A 24355-nucleotide genomic window follows, 5' to 3' on the forward strand; every position below is an offset into this window, starting at 1 on the left:
ATGCTCCTGTCTCCCTACCCAACGCTTGGAGAACGCATCCGCATCGGGCTGCTGTGGTTCTGGTGCGGGCTGGTCATCCTGTTCCTGGTGGTGCCGATCCTGATCCCTGTACCGTTGTCGTTCAACAGCGGCACCTTCTTCATCTTTCCGCTGGAGGGGATTTCGACGCGCTGGTACGAGGTCGTCCTCGGCACCCAGCGCTGGCAGGCGGCAATCGGCAACAGCCTGATCGTGGCTTTCGGCACGACGCTGATCGCAACCGTACTGGGCACGCTCACCGCAATCGCGCTGTCCGACGAAAAATTTCCCGGACGCCGCATCGTCATGCCGCTGCTGCTGTCACCGCTGATCGTGCCGGTGGTGATCACCGCCGTCGGCTCGTATCTTTTCTACGCCCGCGTCGGCCTTGCCAGCACCTATGCCGGCATCATCCTGGCGCATACCGCACTTGCCAGCCCCTTCGTGGTCGTCACTGTGGGCGCGAGCCTGACCGGCTTCGACCGCAATCTGATGCGCGCCGCCGCCATCTCCGGGGCGAAACCGGTGACCTCGTTCTTTAGGGTGATGCTGCCGCTGATCCTGCCCGGTGTGCTTTCAGGTGCCGCGTTTGCCTTCGTCACCTCGTTCGACGAGGTGGTCGTCGTGCAGTTCCTGGCCAGCGCCAACCAGCGCACCATGCCGCTCGAAATGTTCATTGGCTTGCGCGAAAAACTATCCCCGGCGATCACCGCCGCGGCAACGCTGATGATGGGGCTTTCCATCGTGCTTCTGGTCGTCGCCAACCTTCTGTCGCGGCGCAGCCAGCGGCGACCGGTTGCAAGCGCTTAGGCCTAGTCCGCGACCACTCCTCAGAGACTGTTTCGAAATTCGCTCTGGCGAGTCATATGGTGGTGGTTTCGAGAACCGTAGCGCAGCGGACATTTGGTCGTGAGCAACGGAAGCGCAGAAAACACCGCTAGATGGCCGCCAGAGTAGAATTTCCAAACAGTCTCTCAGGCGACAGGCGTCCAGATGACATCCTCGATCTTCTGGGCCCCGGTCGCCAGCATCACCAGGCGGTCGAAGCCGAGCGCGATGCCGCTGGCTTGTGGCATGATGGCAAGGGCGGCGAGAAAATCCTCGTCCAGCGGATAGCGCTCGCCATAGATGCGCTCTTTCTCGTCCATCTCGATGACGAAGCGCCGGCGTTGCTCATCGGCATCGGTCAGTTCGCCAAAGCCGTTGGCGAGTTCGACGCCGCAGCAATAGAGCTCGAAGCGCTCGGCGACACGCGCATCCCTGGAGCTCGGCCGCGCCAATGCCGCCTCGGCGACCGGATATTCGCACAGGATGGTCGCCTGCCCCTGCCCGAGGAAAGGCTCGATTTTCTCCACCATCACCCGGCTGAACAGGTCGGCCCAGCTGTCATCGGGCGCGGTGCGCAGGCCGGCCCGGGTCAAGGCGGCGTAGAGCGCGTCGCGGTCGGTGGCGCCGTCGGCGGCGACCGTGGCCAGCAGATCGATGCCGGAATAGTGGGTGAAGGCATCCGCCACCGTCAGCCGTTCCGGCTCGGCGAACGGATCGCAGTCGCGCCCCCGGAAGGAAAAGCGCTTCGTTCCTGTCCTTGTCGCGGCCAGTTCCAGAAGCGCCGCGCAATCCTGCATCAGGCTCTCATAGGCCTCGCCCACCCGGTACCATTCGAGCATGGTGAATTCGGGATGGTGCAAGGGGCCGCGCTCGCGGTTGCGGTAGACCGGCCCGAGGCTGAAAATGCGCTGCTCGCCGGCGGCAAGCAGCTTCTTGCAGGCGAACTCCGGCGAGGTATGGAGATAGAGCGTCGAGCGCTCGCCGTCCGCCCCGACCACTTCCGTGACGAAAGCCGCCAGATGCGCCTCGTTGCCGGGCGAGACCTGCAGAGCCGCGGTTTCCACCTCGACGAAATCGCGCTGGGCGAACCAGTCGCGCAGGCCGGCCGCGATGGCGTTGCGCAGCATCAGCCGCGGGCGGCGGTCGGCGTGGACATGCGGCGTCCACCAGGGCGAGGCATCGGGCGACGTATCGGTCATGGGGCTCAGATCATATGGAATGGGGCTGGCGGTTGCGGCCAAGATGCGCTAGTTCGCAGCGGACGGCTGCTGAAGCCGATTTGTACCAATCAACCATTTCAGGATTGTAAGCCGTGGTGAAAGTCATCGCCAGTTCGCTCCGCAAAGGCAATGTCGTCGACAAGGACGGCAAGCTTTATGTGATCCTCTTTGCCGAAAACATCCACCCCGGCAAGGGCACGCCGGTGACGCAGCTCGACATGCGCCGCATCGGCGACGGGGTGAAGGTTTCGGAGCGCTACCGCACCACCGAGCAGGTGGAGCGCGCCTATGTGGAAGAGCGCGAGCACACCTTCCTCTATCGCGACGGCGAAGGTTTTCATTTCATGAACCCGGAAAGCTACGACCAGGTGGCGGTGTCGGAAGCCGTGGTCGGCGACATGGCGCCTTACCTCCTGGAAGGCATGGCCGTGCAGGTGTCACAGTTCAATGGCATTGCCATTTCCCTGGTGCTGCCGCAGCGCGCGACCTTCGAAGTGGTCGAAACCGAGCCGACGACCAAGGGACAGACGGCCTCGTCGTCCTACAAGCCGGCCGTTCTGTCCAACGGCGTGCGCACACTGGTGCCGCCGCACATCGCCCCCGGCACCCGCGTGGTGGTGATGACCGCCGATGGGGCTTATGTGGAGCGGGCGAAGGACTGAGACGCCATCGCTCATTAGCCCTTTGGGCTATATTACTGCTTAAAGCAGTTCTCTCGGTGCCATTGCAGGAAATGAGGGTGTGGGCGTTCGAGTTGTCGACGGGGCGGAAGCGCGCGGCGAGACTTGTTTATGAACCCATGCACGCTGTCGGGGTCGTTGACCTGTCGTGAGATCAGGATTTCCAGATCATCGGACAAGCTGATTAATCCGCGATCGAACATCCAATGCGCAGTGCCGGACAGTGCGATCCCATTGTTTACGACATCAGGTCCGTTCGCCTCGACCGGTCGAATGTGCGCGGCAGAAACCTCTGCCCGGCCACCGCCATTTATCAGCTTGAGACCCGTGATCGCGCAGCGCTCATCATAGGCGCGTAAGACGATACGACGGAAAATGCGGTCGCGCACGATTCGCGACCCGATGTAACTCACACGATCGCGGTTCTGCTCGAACTGAAATGGAGGCTGCTCATCCTGGAAGCCGCCGACAGATGTACCAATCTTATCGACGCGCGGAAGCAACGAGTCGCTCGTGCCTAGACCCAAATCGACAATGCGGTTGAAGTCGCTTCGGCTGAGTGGACGGACCGCCGATTGGGCGCGACCGGAAATCCGCCCTTGGTCGTTGAGTAGGCCGCGCTCAACGAGACCGTCCATCCCGCTAAACGGGACATGATTGGCGAAATCGAGATAGGATCCTGGCTCGATCAATGCGAGGTACATGCCAGGCGCCACAGGGTCTGAAATAACCTGCTGGACTTTGGCTATGGCGAAATAGCCACGGGTGTCATCTACCTTGCTAGGTTCGTAGTAGATGATCCAATCGCCAACACATGCTTCCACACGGCGCAGATATTGGCTCGGAAACTGATATTGCTCAGCGGGGCTGTCATCATAGATCGAATCCGAGCGGTGGATGAAGACCCCAAACCCCATGATCTTCCTGCAATGTGCTCTTGGGAATAACTGCTTGCGATGTACCACCAAAATCCGATCTTGGGGGTTTAGTCCAGGCCGATCGAACTTTTCCCATGGAATCGGTCTTTCGTAAGCTCGCGCTGAAAGCTGCCCTCAGACAAAGCGCCGCGACATTTTTCACGAAGCGTGTCGCAGAAGGCCCATGCGGTTCGTCCTTTGACGGAAGAAGGAGAACGCCATGCGAAAACTTATCGTCACCGAATTCATCAGCGTCGATGGCATTGCCGAGGTCGAGAAGCTGCCCAGCGTGACCTGGAACGACGAGATGAACAGGTTCAAGGAGGACGAGCTTGCCGACAGCGGCGCCATGCTTTTGGGGCGCGCAACCTACGAGATCTTTGCTGGCTCATGGCCCAAGGAAACCGGGGATTTTGCCGATCGGTTCAACGCACTGCCAAAATATGTCGCCTCGAACAGCCTGAAGGCGCTCGACTGGAAGCCGGCTGAATTGCTGAAGGGACCCCTGCCGGAAGCGGTGAGGACGCTGAAGCAAGGCAGCGGCGGCAACATCTATGTGCATGGCAGCCTCAGCGTCGCGCAGGAGTTGCTGCGCCACGGCCTGGTCGACCGCGTTAGGCTGCTCAGCTACCCCGGCGCCGTCGGCCAGGGCAAGCCGCTATTCCCCGTCGGCGAGCCAGTGGCGCTCGAGTTGATTTCGGCCAAGCCGTTCAGCAACGGCGTTGTGTCGCTGGAGTATGCGCCGGCGGCGGCGAAGTCGTAGTCGGCTTCCATGCTTGTATGACAACAGCAACGTCGCGCCCGTCCGTCACCCGGCCTTCTTCCCTCGCCGCCCCTTGACGGCAGCGCCATTTCTAGCCTCCACCACCCTCTCCACCTGCCGCTTCAGCTCGTCCTTGATGTCGGCCGTATCGTTCATCAGGGCGTCGATCTTCAGGAAATCGAGGACGCGGTATTTCGAGACTGCCGGGCGGACCAGGATGTCGGGGCGGCTTTGTCTCAGCTTGTTGGCGATGATCGACTGCATCATCAGCTGCGTGGCGCCGAACATCAGGTCGACGGAGGTCGGCTGCTTGCGGTCGGCCTCTTCCGGCGCGCCGACCACGTCGACGCCGATGATGATGTCGGCATCGTTTTCGATCAGGTCGAACGGCACCGGGTTGTAGATGCCGCCGTCGATCAGCAGCCTTCCGTCGCGCGTAACCGGGCGGAACACGGCGGGAATGGCTGCTGAAGCGGCCAGCGCCGAGTGTAGGTCGCCGTCGTCGAAGACGGCCAGCTTGTGACCGAAATAGTCCGTCGCCGTCACCTTGAGCGGGATCTTGAGCTCGGCGAAGGTTTCGGGAATGGCCTCGGGTAGAAAAGCCTTCAGGATGCGCTCGACATTGAACTGGCTGACGCGGATGCCGCCCTGCATGGCTTCGGCGATCGTGCCCGGCCGCGCCCGCCACATGCGGCTCGCCACTTCGGCGCGGCGGCCGAGGATCGAGCGGGCGTAGTGGTGGATGTCCTTGCCGGTCATGCCAGCGGCCATGCCGGCACCCATGATGGCGCCGATCGACGAACCGGCAATAGTCACCGGCCTGATGCCCAGCTCGTCCAGCGCCTCGATTACATGGATATGCGCCAGCCCGCGCGCACCGCCGCCGCCGAAGGCGATGCCGAAGGTCGGGCTCATCCCTTGCCGGCCCCGTCCAGTTTCGGGCCGATGACCATGATCGTCGGCTCAGTCGACAGCAGCTTTTTCGCCGCCGCCTTGACCTGATCGAGCGTCACCGCGTTGATGTAGGCGGCGCGGCGCTGCATGTAGTCGATGCCGAGATCGTCGAGCTGCAGCTCGACCAATGTCGCGGCAATGGAACTCGAAGAGTCCAGATTGTTGATGGCATAGGCACCGACCAGATATTTCTTGGTCGCCGCCAGCTCCGCTTCGGTCGGGCCCTCCTCGGCCAGTTGCTTGACCACGTCGCGAACGATCCCCAGCGTCTCGGCCGCGCGGTCGGAGCGGGTCCCAGTGCTGACGATCAGCGCATTGGAGTGGTCCTGGTTGACCAGCGAGGAGTTGACGCTGTAGGCCAGCCCGCGCTTCTCGCGCACCTCCTGGAACAGGCGCGAGGTGAAGGTGCCGCCGCCAAGGATCTCGTTCATCAGCACGGCGGCAAAGAAATCCGGCGCCTTGCGCTTCACGCCGGGATAGGCCAGCTGCAGCGAGGTCTGCGGCAGATCGTAATCGACCTCGACATGCTGCGCCAGCTTCGGGTCGATATCGGCCACCGGCTTCAGCGCCTGGTTTTGCGGCAGGTCGCCGAACACCTCGTCGAGCTTCTTCTTCAGGGTCTCGGGATCGATGGCGCCGACCACGGCGACATGCAGGCCGCCACGCGCGAACACCGCCTTGTGCAAGGCTTTCAGATCATCCGGGGTGATGGTGGCGATGCTCTGCCTGGTGCCCTGGTCGGAGCGTGAATAGGGATGATCTCCATAGAGTGCGCGCGCCCATTTGTTCTGCGCGACCGTATCGGGATCGTTCTCACCGGCGATGATGCCGGACAGGATCTGGGCGCGGATGCGGTCGATCGGCAGCTGGTCGAAACGCGGCTCGTTGACAGCCAGCCGCAACAGGTCGAACGCCTCGTCGCGCTGCTCGGCCAGCATGCGCATCGAACCGTAGATGCCGTCACGGCTCTCGTCGAAGCTCATCTCGGCGCCGGCATCGTCGAGCCTGATCTGGAAGGCCTCGCTGTCGAGCGGGCCGGCACCTTCGTCGAACAGGCCGGTCATCAGATTGGCCAGGCCCTCCTTGCCGGCCGGATCCTGCGTCGAGCCGCCGCGGAAGACGAAACGGATGGCGACGACCGGCACGGAATAGTCCTCGACCAGCCAGGCGGTGATGCCTTTTGGCGAGGTGACGGACTGGATGTCCATGGCGCGCGCCGTCAGTGCCGGCAGGATCAGGAAGAGAATGGAGAGAAAGAGCGTTGCGAGGGCGCGCCATGCAGCAATTGTCGGCAGCGACCAATTGCGGAAGTCGGCGCTCCCCCTCACCCAGCCTCCGCTTCGCTCGGCGGACCTCTCGCCGTTGAGGAGAGGAGTTTGCCAACGGTGGCGCCAGCCTCTTCGCCCCAGCGGGGAGAAGGTGGCCGCGAAGTGACGGGATGACGGGGCTGTCTCGCGCATGGGGATCGACTTCATCATCAATTCCCCGCCTGTTGCTGCGGCAGCAGATAGCCGGTCGTCGACCTATCGAGTACCAGATAGCGCGCGGCGACGGCCTTGACCTCGTCGGCGGTGACCTTGCGGATGCGGTCCGGCCATTGCTGGACGTCCTGGACGTTGCCGCCGGTGGCCAGCGTCGAGCCGTAGATGTTGGCCATGGAATCCTGCTTGTCGCGGGCAAAGATCATTGAGCGCACATAGCGGTCCTTTGCCTTCTCCAGCTCCGCTGGTGTGACGCCATCCCTGACGATGCGCGCCACCTCGGCATCGACCGCCGCTTCGACGTCGGCGAGCTTGGCGTCGCCGCGCGGCGCGCCGTAGACGGTGAAATTGGTGTCGTCGAGCATGGTGCCCTGGAAATAGGCGCCGGCGTTGGACGCGATGCCTTGCTGGACGACGAGTGCCTGGTAAAGCCGGCTGCGGTTGCCGCCGCCGAGGATCTCCGCCAGCAGGTCGAGCGCCTCCGCCTCGCCCGGCTTGCCGGAATGATAGGACGGCACCACCCACTGCGTGGAAAAGCTCGGCACGCTGACGCGGGCATCGGAGAGCGTGACCGTGCGCTTGGTGTTCTGCTCCGGTTCAACCGGGCGGATGCGCGGCGGCAGATCGGGGCCACGAGCCACCTTGCCAAAGGTCTTCTCGGCCAGCGCCCGCACCGCATCCGGCTGGATATCGCCGGCCACGATCAGCACGGCGTTGTTGGGCCGGTAGTATTTGTCATAGAAGGCCGTGGCGTCGGTGCGGTTCAGCTGTTGCATCTCCTGCATCCAGCCGATGACCGGAATGCGATAGGGCTGGTTCTGCCATAGCGTCGCATCGACTTCCTCGTCCAGCACCGCCTCGGGACTGTTGTCGATGCGCGAGCGACGCTCCTCGAGGATGACGTCGCGCTCGGTCTTGATGACATCGTCGGTGAGGATGAGGTTGCGCATGCGGTCGGCCTCGAAGCTCATCATCAACTCGAGCGCCGACGGCGCCACCGTCTCGTGGAAGGCAGTGTAGTCGTAGGAGGTGAAGGCGTTGTTGGAGCCGCCGATGTCGGAGATGGCGCGGTCGAACTCGCCGGCGGCATGGTGGGTCGTCGCCTTGAACATCAGATGCTCGAAGAAATGGGCGATGCCGGATTTTCCGGGTGGCTCGTCGGCGCTGCCGATCTTGTACCAGACCATGTGGGTGACGATCGGTGCACGGTGGTCGGGAATGACGACGACCTCCATGCCGTTCTCGAGCAGGAAATCCGTCACCTTGAACGCGTCCGGCATCGTGTTGGACGACACGGCACTGTCGGCCAGCACCGGGCCGGTCATAACGAAAGTAACCGACGTCGCCAGCAGCGTTGCGCGCAGCCATTCAACCCTGGATGTCATCAATGGCTCCGATTTCCTGGCAGGACGATAGGCAAGGTGCTGGCGACAAGCAAAGTGAATTGTTCGTCATGTTGCCGGCAAAGGCGGCGGCAAAGAGGCCGGCCATGGATGCAGGGCGTATCAGGCGGCCTCGATGAAGCGGATGACGGTCTCGCCATAGTTGCGCTCGTCCAGCACGGAAAAGCCGGGGCCCGGCTCGAAGGGCGCCACTGCCGCCTCCTCGACCACGCAAAGCGCGCCGGGGCGAAGCCAGCCGCCGGCCCTGGCCGATTGCAGGGCGCGCTCGCCGAGGCCCTTGCCGTAAGGCGGGTCGGCGAAGACGAGGCCGAACGGCGCCAGCGTGCCGGCCTCGCCAAGGCCGGTGGCGTCGCGGCGAAAGATCTTGGTGCGGCCGGTCAGGCCGAACGCCTCGACATTGTCGCGGATCAGCCCACGGCCTTCCGCCGATTCCTCGATGAAGACACCGTAGGAGGCACCGCGCGACAGCGCTTCGAGGCCGAGCGCACCGGTGCCGGCGAACAGGTCGAGCACGCGGGCGCCGTCCAGTTGCTCAGCGAAGCGATGCGCCAGCACGTTGAAGACGGCCTCGCGGGTGCGATCGGTCGTCGGACGAATGGCGCTGCTGCGGGGCGTCGCCAGGGGACGCCCGCGAAACTCACCGCCGACGATCCTCATTATGATGCGGGCCTCATAATAATCCGGGCCTCATCTCGTCCTGGGGCCCTTGGGGCCGCTGCGCGGCCGCTCACCGCCACTGGCGCCGCCGGGACGCTCGCCACGCGGCTTGCCGAACGGCTTTGCGCCGGCCGGTTTGCCATAGGACGGCTTGAACGATGCCTTGCGCGCCTTCGCGTCAGCCGCCTTGGCGGCGTCGGCCTCTGCCCTGCCCTTGCCGATCGGCCGTGCGCCCGGCGCCATCCAGACATTGGCCTTGCGCTGGCCGGGCGGCTCGATCGGCCGCTGCTCGCGCTCGGATTTCTTGCCGCCGCCCGGCTTGCCGCCAAAACCACCGCGCGGCTTGTCACCAAAGCCGCCACGGGGCTTATCGCCAAAGCTGCGTTCGGGCCGCGGGCCACGCTCGCCATAGCTCTTTTCCGGCCCGGCGCCCCTGTCCGGACTTGTCGACAATTTGCCCAGTGCCTCGTCGCGGCTGCCTTCGCGGCGTTTGCGGTTCTTGATCAGCCCGCCCTCGCCAATCGGCCGGCGCTCGCCGTCCCGGGTGAATTTCGGCCGTTCCGGCTCCGGTTCGCGGACTTCGGTGCGCCGCACCGGCTTGTTGGAAAACGGCTTGGTGACCTCGGCATCGAAATTGGCGCCGGATTCCTCGACCAGACGCTCGCCAAGCTGGTCGCGCAGCACCCTGCCCTTGATCTCCAGCACATGGCCCTCGGCGAGGTCGTCGAGCTGGAACGGCCCGTAGGAGATGCGGATCAGCCGCGTCACATCGAGACCGAGCGAACCGAGGATGTTCCTGACTTCGCGGTTCTTGCCTTCGCGCAGGCCGATGGTCAGCCAGGCATTGGTGCCCTGCTCGCGGTCGAGCGTCGCTTCGATGGCGCCGTAGAAAACGCCGTCGACGGCAATGCCTTCACGCAGGCCTGCAAGCGCGCTTTCCTCGACCTTGCCGTGGACGCGCACGCGGTAGCGGCGCAGCCAGCCGGTGGCCGGCAGTTCGAGAACGCGCGACAGGCCGCCATCATTGGTGAGCAGCAGCAGGCCTTCGGTGTTGATGTCGAGGCGACCGATGGTCATCAGCCGCGGCAATTCAGCCGGCAGCACGTCGAAGACGGTCTTGCGGCCCTCGGGATCGCGGTTGGTGGTGACGACGCCGGCCGGCTTGTGGAACAGGAACAGGCGTGTGCGTTCGATCGGCGGGATTTCCATGCCGTCGAGATGGATGATGTCGTCGGGCATGACGTTGAAAGCCGGCGAGGTCAGCGCGCGGCCATTGACCTTGACGCGGCCGGCGGCGATCAGCTCCTCCGCATCGCGGCGCGAAGCAAGGCCGGCACGCGCCAGCCGCTTGGCGATGCGCTCGCCTGCCTCTTCCGTCGCTTCCGCGGAACGCGGACGCGGCTTGAAGCCGGCACCCGATGCCCCTTGCGGCCGATCACTGAAGTCGCGCTTGGGACGGTCGCCACCGAAGTCACGCTTGGGGCGGTCAGCGAAGTCGCGCTTCGGACGATCGCCGGCGTCGCGCGGAGTGCGGTCGCTAAAATCTCGCTTGGGACGGTCGAAACGCTTTTCGCCGCCCTCCGCTGCCGCGGCAGCCGGACGATCGCCACGTGGCGCATAAGGTTTGCGCGGTCCCTCGCGCTTTTCATAGGGCTTGCGCTCACCCTCGGCCGCCATCGGGCGGTCGCCGCGCGGTGCATAGGGCTTGCGCGGGCCCTCGCGCTTTTCATAAGGCTTGCGCTCGCCTTCGGCCGCGATTGGGCGGTCGCCGCGCGGCGCATAAGGCTTGCGCGGGCCTTCGCGCTTTTCATAAGGCTTGCGCTCGCCTTCAGCCGCGATTGGGCGGTCGCCACGCGGCGCATAGGGTTTGCGCGGTCCTTCGCGCTTTTCATACGGCTGGCGCTCACCCTCGGCCGCTATCGGGCGGTCGCCACGCGGTGCGTAGGGCTTGCGTGGGCCCTCGCGCTTCTCAAAAGGCTTGCCTTCGGGACGCGGCCCCTTGCTGAATGGCTTGTCGCCGCCCTTGAAGTCGCGCTTCGGGCGCTCGCCTTCGGCGGCCATCGGCCGGTCCCCGCGCGGCGCATAGGGCTTCTTGGCGCCAAAGGACGGCTTGCCGCCTTTGCTGGCGGCGTCGCGGCTGCGCGGTCCCGCGGCTTTCGAGCCGCTCCTGACCGGACCCTTTTTGGGTCGGAATTTCTTGTCGTTGTCGTCCATGTGGCCTTTGTCCGTTTGCGCTGCTACAGCGTGGCGCATCCTTTTGGGCGCGCAACGAACGCTGTAGCACTTTTGATTTGGCGCATGATCATTTCCGAAAACCGAGTCCGATTTTCGGGGTCATGCGCTCAATAACAGGATCACCGGAGTTTGTCAGGGAAAAGTGGACACCGGTTTTCCGGCAAGACAAACGAAAACCAAAAGCCTGGAGTGGCGAGGAGATAATCGGAATGGAGATCGCGTGAAGCGACCGGATTTCATGGCGCTGGCGCTGAAGGAGGCTGAAGCCGCCGCCTTGCGCGGCGAAGTGCCGGTCGGCGCGGTGATCGCCAGTGGCGGCACGGTCGTTGCCAGCGCCGGCAACCGCACCCGCGAGCTTGCCGACCCGACGGCGCATGCCGAGATGCTGGTCATCCGCGAAGCCTGCCGCAAGCTGTCCATCGAACGGCTTACCGGCCACGATCTCTATGTGACGCTGGAGCCGTGCACCATGTGCGCCGGCGCCATTTCCTTCGCCAGGCTGCGTCGGCTCTATTTCGGCGCTGCCGACGACAAGGGCGGCGCGGTGGTCAACGGCGCGCGCTTCTTCGCCTCGCCAACCTGCCACCATGCGCCCGACATCTATCCGGGCATCGGCGAGACCGAAGCGGCCCTGCTGCTCAAAGGATTTTTCCGGGAGCGGCGCGACTGAACCAGCCGCAACGCAAAGAGCAACGAGCGTAACCCGTCTTTACAGGGACGGCAGCCAGTCGAACCAGCCGCTGCCCTTCTTCCCTTCCGCCTCTTTCTTCAGGCGGCGTTCCTTCTTGTACTCGTCCTCGCCAAGCTCGTTCTGCGGCGCGGTGTCGGCGGCGACGCGATACTGCACCGGCGGTTCGCTCAGATATTTGCGGGTGTTCGGGTCGCCCTGTTTGCTGTCGGCAAGACGGCGCTGGATCTCCGCGGCGCGGCCCTTGTCCGAATCCGCCGGAGACCAGCGTGGCGGGTGGCTCGAAGCGGAGTCTTCCATCGCCTTCTTCACCGAAGCCGGATCGGTCTGCACATCGTCGACGATCTCCGACTGGTAGCCCGGATCATTCTGGTGGGCCGTCGCGTCGGCACGCAGGCGGGCGCGGCGCTGCTCTGGCGATTCGGGCCATTCGGCGCTCGCCGTCTCGATGCTGTCCTGCGGCGCCGGCAGCGCTTCCTTCTGGCCTGGCGCCGGCTTCACCAGCGTCGGACGCGGCTTGTAGTCGATCTGTTCCTTGCGCTTGGGCGCGAACGAAAAGGCGCCGGAAATATCGCCAGCCAGCTGTTCGCCGGCGGTCTTGTCGGTGCCATAGGTCGGTGAGCCCATGCAGCCGGACAAGGCCAAACCCGATGCGACAAGCGGCGCCAGCAGCGCAAGGCGCGCGTTATATCTCTCGGTCATGCCAAAAAGTCCCACTGTAGACAGCCTCTCGATTGCCACCGGCCTTATGTCCGGTCCCCATCGTCCAAGCTCTTGCGACGGAAATCCGGCGACAATTTGTCTTCCGGAGTTTCGCGTGTTTACCTCAACCACTCGTTAAGGGCAACGCGCGGGCGGTTTTCGCCCGCCCGGCGTGGCATTTGTGCACCGATAGTGCCTTTCCGGCCGGCTCAAAGCCGGCCAAGCGCCTTCAACTCGCGCAGCACCGCCGCATCGCGCGCCGAAACGTCGGGAAACGCAGCGTCCTGTCCGACATCGGCGGTGTAACGCCAGGAGCGTGCGCATTTCACCAGGCCGCGGTCCTCCGCCTTCTCGACCACCACGGCGACAGCCCTGACGTCGTCGAGCGTGAAGGCGCCGGCCGGCGCGTCGCCATGGGCGATGACCAGATCGCTGGTGATCGCCATCTCGGCCATGTCGACATCGGATATCGCCGCTTCGAGCGCTGCATCGTTTATGGTCACGACCGGCACCGCTTCCAGCGACGAACCGATCACCTTCTGGGCGCGTGCGATCTCCAGCGCGCCGGTGACGACGCGCCGCACCTGGCGCACCTTGCGCCACTTTTCCGCCAGCGCCTCGTTCTTCCAGTCCGCCGGGATATGCGGAAACTGTTCGAGATGCACCGAGACGGCGTCCGGATGACGGTCGAGCCAAGCTTCTTCCATGGTGAAAGGCAGCATCGGCGCCAGCCATTTCACCAGGCAGTCGAAGAGATGCCGCACCACCTGCACCGAGGCCTTGCGCTTCACGCTCGACGGCGCGTCGCAGTAGAGCGCATCCTTGCGGATGTCGAAGTAGAAGGCCGACAGTTCCACCACCATGAAGTCGAGCAGCATGCGGGTGATGCGCTTGAACTCGAAGGCGTCGTAGCCCGAGCGCACGACGTCATCCAGCTCGGCCAGCCGGTGCAGCATCAGCCGCTCCAGCTCCGGCATCTTGTCCAGAGGCACCTCTTCGCCATCGTCATGGGCAAGCGTGCCCAGCATCCAGCGGATGGTGTTGCGCAGCTTGCGGTAGGCGTCGATATTGGTCTGCAGCACGTTCTTGCCGAGCCGCTGGTCTTCCCAATAGTCCGTCGTCACCACCCACAAACGCAGGATGTCGGCGCCTGACTGCTTGATGACGTCCTGCGGCACGACGGTGTTGCCGAGCGACTTCGACATCTTGCGGCCGTCTTCGTCCATGGTGAAGCCATGGGTGACGACGGTGTCGTAAGGCGCCCTGCCCCTGGTGCCGCAGCTTTCGAGCAGCGAGGAGTGGAACCAGCCGCGATGCTGGTCGGAGCCTTCGAGATAGACATCGGCCGGCCATTTGAGATCCGGACGATCCTCCAGCGTGAAGGCGTGCGTCGAGCCCGAATCGAACCATACGTCGAGGATGTCCATCACCTGCTTCCACTTGGATGCATCGTGATTGCCGAGGAAGCGTTCCTTGGCGCCGGCGGCGAACCAGGCATCGGCGCCCTCCTGTTCGAAGGCGTCCATGATGCGCTGGTTGACCGCCTCGTCCTTGAGCACATTGCCGTCGGCATCGGCAAAGACGGCGATCGGTACGCCCCAGGCGCGCTGGCGCGACAGCACCCAGTCAGGGCGCTCCTCGATCATGGCGCGGATGCGGTTCTGGCCGGCGGCGGGCACGAAACGGGTGTCGTCGATCGCCTTCAGCGCGCGGCTGCGCAACGTCGAGCCGTCGCCGAGGTCCTTGTCCATGTAGACAAACCACTGCGGCGTATTGCGGAAGATGATCGGTTTTTTGGACCGCCAGGAATGCGGGTAGCTGTGCTTCAGACGGCCTCGCGCGAACAGCGCGTTGCGCTTGATCAGTTCGTCGATCACAGCCTGGTTGGCGTTGCCCTTTTTGCCGTTGTCGTCGATGACGCGTGCGGCTCCGCCCTCGCGATCCGGACCTAAACCCGGCGCGTCCTTGGTGAAGAAGCCGCCATCGTCGACGGTGAACGGGATGGCGCTGTCGATGCCGCGGGCGCGCAAGTCCGCCGCCGCATCCATCCAGGCGTCAAAGTCCTCGCGGCCGTGGCCGGGCGCAGTGTGGACGAAGCCGGTGCCGGCATCGTCGGTGACATGGTCACCGGCGAGCATCGGCACGGGGAACTCATAGCCTCCGCCAAAGCCCTTGAACGGGTGCGAAAGCGTAAGACTTCCAAGCTCTTCCGCAGAAACACTGCGAATCCGATTCAAGGTGACCTTGGCCTTGGCAGAGGATTCGTCGGCCAGCGCATCGGCGAAGATCAGCTTTTCGCCCGGCTGCGGGCCGAATGCATTCTCGGCCGCGGTCACCTCGTAGAGGCCATAGCCGATGCGTGGCGAGTAGTTGACCGCGCGGTTGCCCGGGATCGTCCACGGCGTCGTCGTCCAGATGACGACGTGGGCCTGCAACAGGTCCAGCGCCCCCTCTGTCAGTTTGGGCTCGCCATCATGGACAGGCCGCACCAGGCTGACGATGGGAAACTTCACCCAGATCGTGTCGGACTCATAGTCCTGGTACTCGACCTCGGCTTCGGCAAGTGCCGTGCGCTCGACGACGCTCCACATCACCGGCTTGGAGCCGCGATAGAGCTGGCCCGACATGGCGAACTTCAGCAGTTCGCCGGCGATGCGTGCCTCGGCATGGAAAGCCATCGTCGTGTAGGGATTCTTGAAGTCGCCGATGACGCCGAGCCGCTGGAACTCGCCGCCCTGCACCGTGATCCAGTGCGCGGCGAACTCGCGGCATTCCTTGCGGAACTCGTTGACCGGAACCTCGTCCTTGTTCTTGCCCTTGGCGCGATACTGCTCCTCGATCTTCCATTCGATCGGCAGGCCGTGGCAGTCCCAGCCCGGCACGTAGTTCGAGTCGTAGCCACGCATCTGGAACGAGCGGGTGATGACGTCCTTGAGGATCTTGTTCAGCGCATGGCCGATATGGATATTGCCGTTGGCGTAGGGCGGGCCGTCATGCAGCACGTATTTCGTGCGGCCAGCCGCGCTCTCGCGAAGCTTGCGGTAAAGGTCCATGTCCTGCCAGCGCTGGACCAGCAGCGGCTCCTTCTCGGGCAAGCCGGCGCGCATCGGAAAATCCGTCTGCGGCAAATAAAGCGTCTTGGAATAGTCGATTGTCTGGTCGGTCATCGGTCTGCCATGTGCATTGCCCGGCGGCGAAGGGCTCGGGCGTTGAACTATCATGATTTGGAAAAAGCGCGAGAGGCCGCGCGCAAGATTCCCGGCGGCTCCGGCGGCGCTCAGGCCGCCCGGAACACCGGGCCGGTAATTCGTATCGTCAGCGCGTGAAGGCGCGAAAAGCTCGTCATTGGTGGGCTTTTAGCGGAGATAGGCGCAGGAATAAAGCGTCTCTCGTTCGATTCCGCTACATCGTGAAGTCGAAACGGTAGCTGGTCGACACGCCGATCATGAACTGGTTGCGGTCGCCGCGTTCCCTGACCAGGCTGGAATCGGCCGCCGGTCCCATCAGGCGTGAATATTCGCCGAACAGGCTCGCGGTCATCGGTTCGGTCACCTTCCAGGTTATGGCTCCGCCAAGACCGGTCGATTTCAGGCCGCCACCGGGATGATATTCGTCGAGGCCCGAGGCGACGGCCTCCTGGGCGTCGACGCCATAATAGGCGTCAAAGTAGTGGGCCGAGGCGAATGAAACGCGCGGCCCGCCCGAAATCCGGACAGTTGGCGTAATGTCATAGAACGCGTCGGCGGCGATGTCGGCGACAAAGCCGTTGTGGGCACGAATGCCGTGGCGCAGTTCGGCACGGGCGCGTAGCCAATCGGTCGGATAGAATTCGAAGAAGCCGCCGACCTCCCCGCCCCAGCGAACCGGATCGAGGCCCTTCAGTTCATCGGCATTGTCATCGTCACGGGAAAACAGGAACTTGCCGGTCAGACCGGCGCGAACCCCGCCATCATCGACCAGCGCCAGCGAGATGTTGTCGTTGCGCGAGGTGAAGCGGGCCGCCGGTCCGGCCTTGCCCAGAGAGATGATCGGCGAGGCGCTGAGCAGGTACTTCTTGCCGCCCTCGAAATTCGGCGCCACCATGCCGGTGGCACCAACGGTCAGATACCAGTCGCCGGACAGCCAGCTGCCCTCGCCCGCATTGGCGACACCTGCGCCGCCCAGCAGCGCAGCGGCCAACACCACAGAGATTTTCCCGACCGGACTCATGGCTACTCCACTAACACAAACGCGCACGCTTACCGATGAAAGCTTTGACGGTGGTTTGGTAAAATTTGGTTTAAGCGCGAGACATCCGATTGCGGTTATCCCGCCGTGGTCATCGGCTGGACGTTGGCAGGCGCTGGGACTAACCTCCACCTGGCAGTATCCCGCAGCCCTTTTATGGAGACCGCGACAATGACCCTGCACGGCGACGCCTTGAGAACCGCGATCGAACAGACGCGGACAAAATGGGGATGGTTCGTCGCGCTCGGCGTTCTGCTGCTCATCTTCGGCGGCATTGCCTTCGGCAATCTGTTCGTCGCCACCGTGGCTTCGGTCTATGTCGTGGGATGGCTGATGTTGATGGCCGGCGTCATCGAGATCGTGCATGCCTTCGGCGTCAAGACCTGGAGCCGCTTCTTCTACTGGCTGCTCAGCGGGCTGCTTTATGCCGTCGCCGGATTTTTCGCCTTCGACAATCCGCTGCTTGCTTCGGCGGTGTTGACGTTCCTGCTGGCGATCGCCCTCGTGGCGTCCGGCGCCCTCAGGGCCTGGGTTGGCTACAGCCACCGGCCGGAACGCGGCTGGGGTTGGATCGTCGCGGCCGGTGTCATCAGCGCGCTTGCCGGTCTGATCATCGCCATGGGCTGGCCGGTCAACAGCCTGTGGGTGCTCGGATTGTTTCTGGCGATCGACCTGATCTTCCAGGGGTGGACCTTCATCGCCGTCGGCCTGGCACTGAAAAAGTAAAGTCTTGCCTGAGCATGATCTTGTCCGAAGGTCAGCCAAGCAAGCGCAGGAACCACCTTTTGCAGGCCGGCCCGCCTGAATATCGACAGACCCTAGAACGCCATGGCCGCGTCGAGGTCGGACAGCGGCCTGACGCCGGCAAGCAGCGCACGTGCCTCGGCTTCGTCGCGCTTCATCTGCGCGACCAGCGCGTCGAGCCCTTCGAACTTCACCTCGGGGCGCAAGAAACCAAAGAAGGAAACCTGGCAGACCTCGCCATAGAGGTCGCCCGAGAAATCAAAGACAAAGGTTTCCAGCAGCGGTGCGCCATTGTCGTCGACGGTCGGGCGGCGGCCGAAGCTGGCGACACCATCATGAAGCGTGCCGTCGGCGCGACGAAAGCGGACGGCATAGATACCCTCTTTCAGGGCAACTTCCCCGGAAAGCCTCATATTCGCGGTTGGAAAGCCAAGCGTGCGGCCGAGCTGCTGGCCGCCAACAACCTCGCTTTCGACGGTGAAGCGATAGCCGAGCAATCCGGCGGCCTCGGCCACCTCGCCCTCGCTCAGCAGACCGCGGATGCGGCTCGACGACACCACCTCGGCGCCCTCGTCACGAAAGGCGTCGACGAGGGTGACGCCGAAGCCGTGGCGCTCGCCGGCCGCCATCAGGTAGGCCGGACCGCCTTGACGGTCCTTGCCGAAATGGAAATCGAACCCGGTCACGGCATGGGTAATGCCGAGGTTTCGCTCCAGCACATCGGTAACGAATGCTTCCGCCGATAGCGAGGCGAAGTCGCGCGTGAACGGCTGCTCGACGAGCGCGGCAAAGCCCAGCAACGACAGCAGCCGCGCCTTCATCGGCGGCGGCGTCAGCACGAACAACGGCATATCGGGCCTGAAGACCTTCCGCGGATGCGGTTCGAATGTCAGCACCAGGGCCGGCACTCCGCGCCGCCCGGCCTCGGCCAGGGCTCGCTCGAGCACCGCCTGATGACCGCGATGGACGCCGTCGAAATTGCCGATCGCCACCACGCCGCCACGCAAATCGGCCGGCAGCGGCGCGGTTGCCAAAATGTGCTGGAAGGCTGCCATCGTCACCTACCGCAGTCTGGGAATGACAGCCACCGGACGATACCCATGCTTTTCCAGGAAGGTCGCCAGTCTTGCCGGATCCGGTTGCAATGCATCGCCATAGTCGCGTGCATGGATGCCGCCGGACACATAGAGAACGTCGAAACCATTGTCGACCGCACCCTTCACGTCGGTCATCATGCCGTCGCCGATGGCCAGCACCTGCGAACGCTCAGTCGGCCGGCCAAGAATCTCCGCAATCTCCTTCATCGCGACGTTGTAGATCGGCGTGTGAGGTTTTCCGGCGACCAATGTGCGGCCGCCGAGCTGGGCATAGTCGCGTGCCAGCGCGCCGGCACACCAGATGATGCGTTCGCCGCGCTCGACCACGATATCGGGATTTGCACAGATGAAGGGAAGGTTCCTGGCGCGCAAGCGCCGCAGAAGCTCCGTGTAGTCCTCGGGCTTCTCGACCTCGTCATCGAAGAGACCGGTGCAGACGACGCCGGACGCCTCGAATTCCTCGACGATCTCGACGTCGAGACCGTCATAGAGCGTGAAATCGCGGTCGGCGCCGATATGGAAAATCTTGCGCGGGCCCTCGGCGATCAGGTCGCGGGTCACATCGCCTGATGTGACGACACGGTCGTAGGCTGATGGCGGAACGCCGATCGCGTTCATCTGCGCCACGACATCGGCACTTCTGCGCGGCGAATTGGTGATCAGAACGACGGGGATGTCTGCGTCTCGAGCCCTCGCCAGCGCCGAGGCCGCGACAGGAAAGTGACTCTCGCCATTGTGCACCACACCCCAGACATCGCACAGGATTGCCGAATAGGCCTTCGACACGTCTTCGAGCGAGCCGATGATTTCAGGCGAATCCGCCATGCCGTTTCCTTCAGTCATGATCATTGCGAGCACCGCGGCCGACGGTTCGCCGCAGCCGGTTCGGATTAGCCGAACCGCTCCGGCCTGTCACCAGCTTTCGCCGGACACCCAGATATCGTCAGCCTCGCCGGATTGGTTAGCGGTTGGTGAAGCGCGGGCCAGGCAATCGAGCGGTTTCCCAAACCCGCCCTTCAGCGTTTTGTGGAAAGTTGGCGTTTGATCAGGAATCCGCCGGCGGGGGCCGCACCAAGACATGCATGAACTCTGGCGTCGCTTCTGCCGCGACAAACGCGGCAACTATGCTCTTATGACGGTCGTTGCCATGGTTCCGCTGATGGGCGGCCTGGCAATGGCAGTCGACTTCACCGAGATGAACCGTCAAAAACAGACTGTGTCGAATGCGCTCGACGCCGCCAACTTCGCCACGGCCCGACGGCTGACGGAAGGTGCGACCGACGATCAGTTGAAAGCCTATGCGCTCAACTTCTTCAACGCCAATCTCAACAACGTCAACCCCGCCAACACGACGCTCAATGTCACCTTGCCGAGCAACACCAGCGGCGGCGGCTTGCTCAAGATGAGCGCGCGGCTTGACTACAAGCCCTATTTCTATCCTGTCTTCGGCCAGCTCATCGGCAAATCCCAAACCGACGCGAACCAGAAGATCAGCTTCGACGTCAGCTCGGAAGTGCGGCTGAAGAACACTCTGGAAGTTGCCCTGGTGCTCGACAATTCCGGATCGATGACCAAGACCGGAACGGGCTCCGGACAGAAGCGCATCGATCTCCTCAAAAGTGCGGCTAAACAGCTGGTCGACACGCTCGCCCAGCAAGCTGCAATGATCAAGCAGGTCGACAAGCCGGTACAGTTCGGCCTCGTGCCGTTTGCCGCGTCGGTGAATGTCGGTCCCGGCAACGGCAACGCATCGTGGATGGACACGGAGGGCCTGTCGCCGGTATCGAACGAAAACTTCGACTGGTCGACGCTGAACCCAGCCAACAAATACGCCCAGCAGACCAGCGGCATCTGGTACAAGCGCGGCTCCGGATGGGGTGCCGATGAAGGCCAGATGCTGACCCGGTTTTCGCTCTACCGCGACATGAAGGTCGTCACCAACCACGAGCGTGTCACCAACAGCAAGCGCGTGGTGTGCGACGAATACTACTCGAACAACACCTGCAAACGAAGCCATGACGAGTACGACTACATCGATTCCTATGGCCCGTTCGCCAGTTGGCAGGGCTGTGTCGAGGCCCGGCCCTACCCCTACAATGTCAACGACGCGCCGCCATCCGGCGGCTCGGCGAACACCGGCATAGGGGTCGGCGATCCGGCGACGATGTTCGTGCCGATGTTCGCCCCGGACGAAGCCGGCAATCATTGGAAGCTCACCCAGGATCCCGACGAGGCTACGCCGACAACCTATGGCGCCGTGAACAGCTGGTGGAATGACGACCCGACGAGCAGCACCGGCCAATCCCGGCTGCGCAACATGAGCAAGTACTATATGCCCCGGCCGATGAGTGCACCGGCGCTGCCGTCCGGCAATGGCCCGAACTACAGTTGCACCACCAATCCGATCACGCCACTGACCGATGTCAGCGTCGATGCGGGGCTCACCTCGGTCAAGGCCGCGATCGACCTGATGCAGCCGAACGGCGGCACCAATGTTCCCGAGGGCATGGCCTGGGGCTGGCGGGTGGTTTCGAGCGGCGAGCCGTTCACGCAAGGACGCCCGGAAACGGAGAGAGGCAACGACAAGGTCCTGATCGTCCTGACCGACGGCGCCAACACCTACTACACGCCTTCGTCGCTCAACTATTCCGACCCTGCCGACTCGAAATCGACCTATGCGTCCTACGGCTATCTCCAGCCCGGCTACAACGGCACTTCGGTCGGCCGCCTGTTTCTCGGCACATCGAGCGCCATTGGCCAGTTCGACTATTCGAACGGCAACTACACGAGTGCGCTCAACGAGCAGATGGCGACGCTTTGCAACAACGCCAAGGCAGCCAACATCATGGTGATGACGGTGGCGCTCGACCTGTCCACGACCAACACCAGCGATCAGGCGGCGATCGCGGCGCTGAAATCCTGCTCGTCGAACTCGCGCTTCCGCAAGGATCCGACGGACGCAAGCAAGCCTGCCAAACTGTTCTGGAATGCCACCGGCGCCACCCTGTCGAACGATTTCAAGGAAATCGGCAACGAATTGTCGAACCTGCGCGTCGTCAGCTGATCCGAAGGCACTGGCAGCCCTCTGGCGCAACGGCTGGCGGCGCCATGCCCTTGCGCGCGCCTGCCGGGACAGGCACATGTTGGCCGCTCGCGGGATCGTGCATCCATTTCGCGGTGCGTGGGGAAGGAACACATGCCCGAAACCGCCAATCATCTCGCCTTCGCGCTGGTCTGCCTCGGCATGGTGCTGACGCCGGGCCCCAACATGATCTACCTGATCTCGCGTTCCCTGTCGCAGGGGCCGAAGGCGGGGCTGATCTCGCTTGGTGGCGTTGCACTCGGCTTTCTCTTCTATGTGCTGGCGGCGGCATTCGGCATCACCGCGCTGCTGCTCGCCGTGCCCTATGCCTATGACGCGCTGCGCTTTGCCGGTACGCTCTATCTCCTGTGGCTCGCGTGGCAAGCGGTGAAGCCGGGTGGGCGCTCGCCGTTCCAGGTGCGTGAGTTGCCGAGCGACCGGCCCCGCAAGCTGTTCGCCATGGGCCTGATGACCAATCTGCTCAATCCGAAGGTCGCGGTGCTCTATCTGTCGCTGTTGCCGCAGTTCATTAGCCCCGGCAAGGGCCATGTCCTGTCGCAGCTTCTGGTGCTCGGTGCGACGCAGATATCGATCAGCCTCAGCGTCAATGCCATCATCGCGGTGACGGCCGGCTCGATCGCCACATTCCTCGCCGGACGGCCATTGTGGCTGGTCATCCAGCGCTGGATGATGGGCACCGTGTTGACGGCACTTGCGCTGAAGATGGCGACCGACGCGCAGCGATGAGATCGAAAGGGCAAGACGGCGATCATCGCTGTCAGCCGCCGAAGACTTCTTTCAGAAATGCATGAGAGTCGCGGATCGATTGATCCGCTGCAGCCGCATTGTACTCAATCCGGTGACCATAGGCCTCGATGCCAGTCTTGAATTCCGGGGAGTCAAATGCATGACGAGCACCGGGGTAGACGTCAAGCTGCACGGCGCTTCCCTTGCCGCTGCGCTGCGCCATCATCTCCTGGCATTTCTTGGCGGGGCTGAAATCGTCAAGCTCGCCAGCAAGAATCAAGGTCGGGACTGCCATGTCGCCATTCGCTACGGAACAATTCGGATAGTAGGCAATCGCTGCCTTGAATTTGCGCTCCATAAGCCGCTCGGCGCCACCAAGTTGCACGGCCTCGAGCGTTGCGATCCCGCCGGCGGAGAACCCCATCAACGCGATGCGCGACGGGTCGACAAAGCTGTATTTTGACAGGAATTCCAGAGCGCCGTAGGCGTCATAGACGCGATCAGCAAGGAGGCCATTACAGGTATCATGAATGCCGCGCGTGCTGAAGCTGTCGACAACGAGGACGACGTATCCCCAAGAAGACAGTCGTTTGGGCCAGAGTTCCTTTGCACTCGGGAACATGCCCGCGCATCCGTGGAGAAGGACGATAGCTGGGAACGGTCCTTCACCCGGCGGCCGCGTCAGATACCCGTTCAATGGCGTGCCTGGGACAGCTTTGAGCACTTGCCCGTTTTGTTGCGCAATGCGTTCCTGAAACGGCGTCGGCCTCACAGCCGCGCTTTCAAACTGCACCGGCTGGTCGGCGCTTGCCAGCGCGATATCGAGATAGCCAGCAATGCCAAGGCAGATCAGCCAGACAGGTTTTTTGAGCAATCCCAGCAGTTTGCACGCCATGGCTCAGTCTCGGTCACTTGGTCATTGAGAGCGCCCGACACCGGACGTCTCGGGTTTTGTCAGGCGCTCTTTGTCAGGCGCTCCAGGGCGTGCTCGTCGGCGGCCAGAACCAGACGGCTTCGTTACATCGGTCGCCGGATTTGCTGTACCCGCTCCGGCTCCACCACCTTGCGGTAGAGATGCCAGGTGGCATGGCCGAGCACCGGCATGACCACGGCGAGCCCGGCAAACAGCGGGATCGAACCGATCACCAGCAGCACGGCGACCATCAGCCCCCACAAGGCCATTTGCAGCGGGTTTGCCATCACCGCGCGCGCCGAGGTCTCGATTGCCGAAACGGCGCCGACATCGCGGTCCAGCAACAGCGGAAAGGCAACCACCGTGGTGGCAAGCACAACCACGGCGAAGACAAAACCGGCGGCGTTGCCGGCGAGGATCAGCGTCCAGCCCTTGCCGGTGGTCAGCACCTCGCGGACAAAGCTGCCGATCGATGCCGGCGGCTGGTCGCCGAACAAGGCGATGTAGATCGACTGCGCGGTGTAGAGCCACAACAAGAACAGCGCCACTAGCATGATACCGATCACCGCGATCGACGGGATCGCCGGCGAACGGCGCACGTCGAGTGCATGCCGCCAGGAGGTGTTCATGCCGAGTTCGCGCCGGCGGCTGATCTCGTAAAGGCCGAGGGCCGCAAACGGCCCGACCAGGGCGAAGCCAGACATCAGGGGATAGATGAGCTGGATGGCGTTGGCGCCGGACGTCCATCGCGTCAGGATCAGGCCGACAACGGGGTAGATCAGGCAAAGAAACACGTAGTGCGACGGTTTTGCCCAGAAATCCTCGGCGCCGAGGCGCAACGCGTCCCTGAGATCCGCCGTGGTGATGTGGCGCACCGTGGGCTGCACGTGCATTCCGCGTGCGTCCGCCATGACACAAAAGCCGGCCATAACCTTCCTCCCGTGTGTCGGGGCGGTCACCGCCTGGATGGCCGCCCATAGCTGCCACTTCAAGAACGAA

General features: G+C 63.5%; 21 protein-coding genes. 7 read left to right on the forward strand and 14 right to left on the reverse strand.

What is annotated here, in order from left to right:
* Complete coding sequence (locus tag AC1RZR_RS25715; RefSeq protein WP_481826383.1) at window positions 1–828, forward strand: ABC transporter permease; 828 nt, start codon at window positions 1–3, stop codon at window positions 826–828.
* Window positions 829–992: 164 nt separating this feature from the next.
* On the opposite strand, the gene epmA is transcribed toward AC1RZR_RS25715, so the two are convergent.
* The gene (gene epmA, locus AC1RZR_RS25720; protein WP_481826384.1) at window positions 993–2045 is read right to left on the reverse strand and encodes an EF-P lysine aminoacylase EpmA; all 1053 of its coding nucleotides are present in this window, start codon (window positions 2043–2045) and stop codon (window positions 993–995) included.
* Between the two features lie 113 nt (window positions 2046–2158).
* Between epmA and efp the strand changes: the two genes are divergently transcribed.
* Window positions 2159–2728: an elongation factor P gene (efp, locus tag AC1RZR_RS25725; RefSeq protein ID WP_027038615.1), complete on the forward strand. Its 570-nt coding sequence runs from the start codon at window positions 2159–2161 to the stop codon at window positions 2726–2728.
* 32 nt (window positions 2729–2760) lie between these two features.
* Here efp and AC1RZR_RS25730 read toward each other — a convergent pair whose 3' ends face one another.
* Window positions 2761–3663 carry an HNH endonuclease gene (locus tag AC1RZR_RS25730; RefSeq protein ID WP_481826385.1) on the reverse strand — a complete coding sequence of 301 codons (903 nt, stop codon included), beginning with the start codon at window positions 3661–3663 and terminating at the stop codon, window positions 2761–2763.
* Between the two features lie 220 nt (window positions 3664–3883).
* Between AC1RZR_RS25730 and AC1RZR_RS25735 the strand changes: the two genes are divergently transcribed.
* The gene (locus AC1RZR_RS25735; protein ID WP_481826386.1) at window positions 3884–4426 is read left to right on the forward strand and encodes a dihydrofolate reductase family protein; all 543 of its coding nucleotides are present in this window, start codon (window positions 3884–3886) and stop codon (window positions 4424–4426) included.
* Window positions 4427–4471: 45 nt separating this feature from the next.
* Here the strand turns inward: AC1RZR_RS25735 and AC1RZR_RS25740 are convergent, their stop codons facing one another.
* From AC1RZR_RS25740 to AC1RZR_RS25760, 5 genes are all read right to left on the reverse strand, one after another.
* The gene (locus tag AC1RZR_RS25740) at window positions 4472–5341 is read right to left on the reverse strand and encodes a patatin-like phospholipase family protein (RefSeq protein ID WP_477276570.1); all 870 of its coding nucleotides are present in this window, start codon (window positions 5339–5341) and stop codon (window positions 4472–4474) included.
* Window positions 5338–6708, reverse strand: a complete 1371-nt coding sequence (locus AC1RZR_RS25745) for a M16 family metallopeptidase (RefSeq protein WP_477276568.1) — start codon at window positions 6706–6708, stop codon at window positions 5338–5340. The genes AC1RZR_RS25740 and AC1RZR_RS25745 overlap by 4 nt, the downstream gene beginning before the upstream one ends.
* Before the next feature lie 149 nt (window positions 6709–6857).
* The gene (locus tag AC1RZR_RS25750) at window positions 6858–8246 is read right to left on the reverse strand and encodes a M16 family metallopeptidase (RefSeq protein ID WP_477276566.1); all 1389 of its coding nucleotides are present in this window, start codon (window positions 8244–8246) and stop codon (window positions 6858–6860) included.
* 120 nt (window positions 8247–8366) lie between these two features.
* Window positions 8367–8921, reverse strand: coding sequence for a 16S rRNA (guanine(966)-N(2))-methyltransferase RsmD (gene rsmD, locus AC1RZR_RS25755; RefSeq protein ID WP_027034651.1), 555 nt, complete (start codon window positions 8919–8921; stop codon window positions 8367–8369).
* A 30-nt stretch (window positions 8922–8951) separates the two neighbouring features.
* Window positions 8952–11135, reverse strand: coding sequence for a pseudouridine synthase (locus AC1RZR_RS25760; protein WP_481826387.1), 2184 nt, complete (start codon window positions 11133–11135; stop codon window positions 8952–8954).
* 241 nt (window positions 11136–11376) lie between these two features.
* Here AC1RZR_RS25760 and AC1RZR_RS25765 point away from each other — a divergent pair, with 241 nt between their 5' ends.
* On the forward strand, window positions 11377–11826 hold the full coding sequence (locus tag AC1RZR_RS25765) for a nucleoside deaminase (protein WP_477276561.1): 450 nt from the start codon (window positions 11377–11379) through the stop codon (window positions 11824–11826).
* A gap of 39 nt (window positions 11827–11865) precedes the next feature.
* On the opposite strand, the gene AC1RZR_RS25770 is transcribed toward AC1RZR_RS25765, so the two are convergent.
* The 3 genes from AC1RZR_RS25770 to AC1RZR_RS25780 all read right to left on the reverse strand — a co-directional run bounded on the left by AC1RZR_RS25770 (window position 11866) and on the right by AC1RZR_RS25780 (window position 16755).
* Window positions 11866–12546: a hypothetical protein gene (locus AC1RZR_RS25770; RefSeq protein ID WP_477276559.1), complete on the reverse strand. Its 681-nt coding sequence runs from the start codon at window positions 12544–12546 to the stop codon at window positions 11866–11868.
* Window positions 12547–12755: 209 nt separating this feature from the next.
* On the reverse strand, window positions 12756–15713 hold the full coding sequence (gene ileS, locus AC1RZR_RS25775; RefSeq protein ID WP_481826388.1) for an isoleucine--tRNA ligase: 2958 nt from the start codon (window positions 15711–15713) through the stop codon (window positions 12756–12758).
* A gap of 235 nt (window positions 15714–15948) precedes the next feature.
* Window positions 15949–16755 carry a MipA/OmpV family protein gene (locus tag AC1RZR_RS25780; protein WP_481826389.1) on the reverse strand — a complete coding sequence of 269 codons (807 nt, stop codon included), beginning with the start codon at window positions 16753–16755 and terminating at the stop codon, window positions 15949–15951.
* 189 nt (window positions 16756–16944) lie between these two features.
* Between AC1RZR_RS25780 and AC1RZR_RS25785 the strand changes: the two genes are divergently transcribed.
* Window positions 16945–17499: an HdeD family acid-resistance protein gene (locus AC1RZR_RS25785; RefSeq protein WP_477276553.1), complete on the forward strand. Its 555-nt coding sequence runs from the start codon at window positions 16945–16947 to the stop codon at window positions 17497–17499.
* 92 nt (window positions 17500–17591) lie between these two features.
* Here the strand turns inward: AC1RZR_RS25785 and AC1RZR_RS25790 are convergent, their stop codons facing one another.
* Complete coding sequence (locus AC1RZR_RS25790) at window positions 17592–18572, reverse strand: bifunctional riboflavin kinase/FAD synthetase (protein WP_481826390.1); 981 nt, start codon at window positions 18570–18572, stop codon at window positions 17592–17594.
* A 6-nt stretch (window positions 18573–18578) separates the two neighbouring features.
* Window positions 18579–19439, reverse strand: a complete 861-nt coding sequence (locus AC1RZR_RS25795; RefSeq protein WP_481826391.1) for a TIGR01459 family HAD-type hydrolase — start codon at window positions 19437–19439, stop codon at window positions 18579–18581.
* Between the two features lie 253 nt (window positions 19440–19692).
* On the opposite strand from AC1RZR_RS25795, the gene AC1RZR_RS25800 reads away from it, so the two are divergent.
* Entirely contained in the window at window positions 19693–21678 is a 1986-nt protein-coding gene (locus AC1RZR_RS25800) for a TadE/TadG family type IV pilus assembly protein (RefSeq protein WP_481826392.1), read from the forward strand.
* A 132-nt stretch (window positions 21679–21810) separates the two neighbouring features.
* Window positions 21811–22443, forward strand: a complete 633-nt coding sequence (locus tag AC1RZR_RS25805) for a LysE family translocator (RefSeq protein ID WP_481826393.1) — start codon at window positions 21811–21813, stop codon at window positions 22441–22443.
* Window positions 22444–22474: 31 nt separating this feature from the next.
* Here AC1RZR_RS25805 and AC1RZR_RS25810 read toward each other — a convergent pair whose 3' ends face one another.
* Together AC1RZR_RS25810 and AC1RZR_RS25815 are read right to left on the reverse strand one after the other, a co-directional pair.
* Window positions 22475–23338: a dienelactone hydrolase family protein gene (locus AC1RZR_RS25810; RefSeq protein WP_481826394.1), complete on the reverse strand. Its 864-nt coding sequence runs from the start codon at window positions 23336–23338 to the stop codon at window positions 22475–22477.
* A 122-nt stretch (window positions 23339–23460) separates the two neighbouring features.
* Complete coding sequence (locus AC1RZR_RS25815) at window positions 23461–24285, reverse strand: DUF2189 domain-containing protein (RefSeq protein WP_481826395.1); 825 nt, start codon at window positions 24283–24285, stop codon at window positions 23461–23463.
* Window positions 24286–24355 lie beyond the last annotated feature (70 nt).

The organism is Mesorhizobium bavaricum (assembly GCF_056781655.1).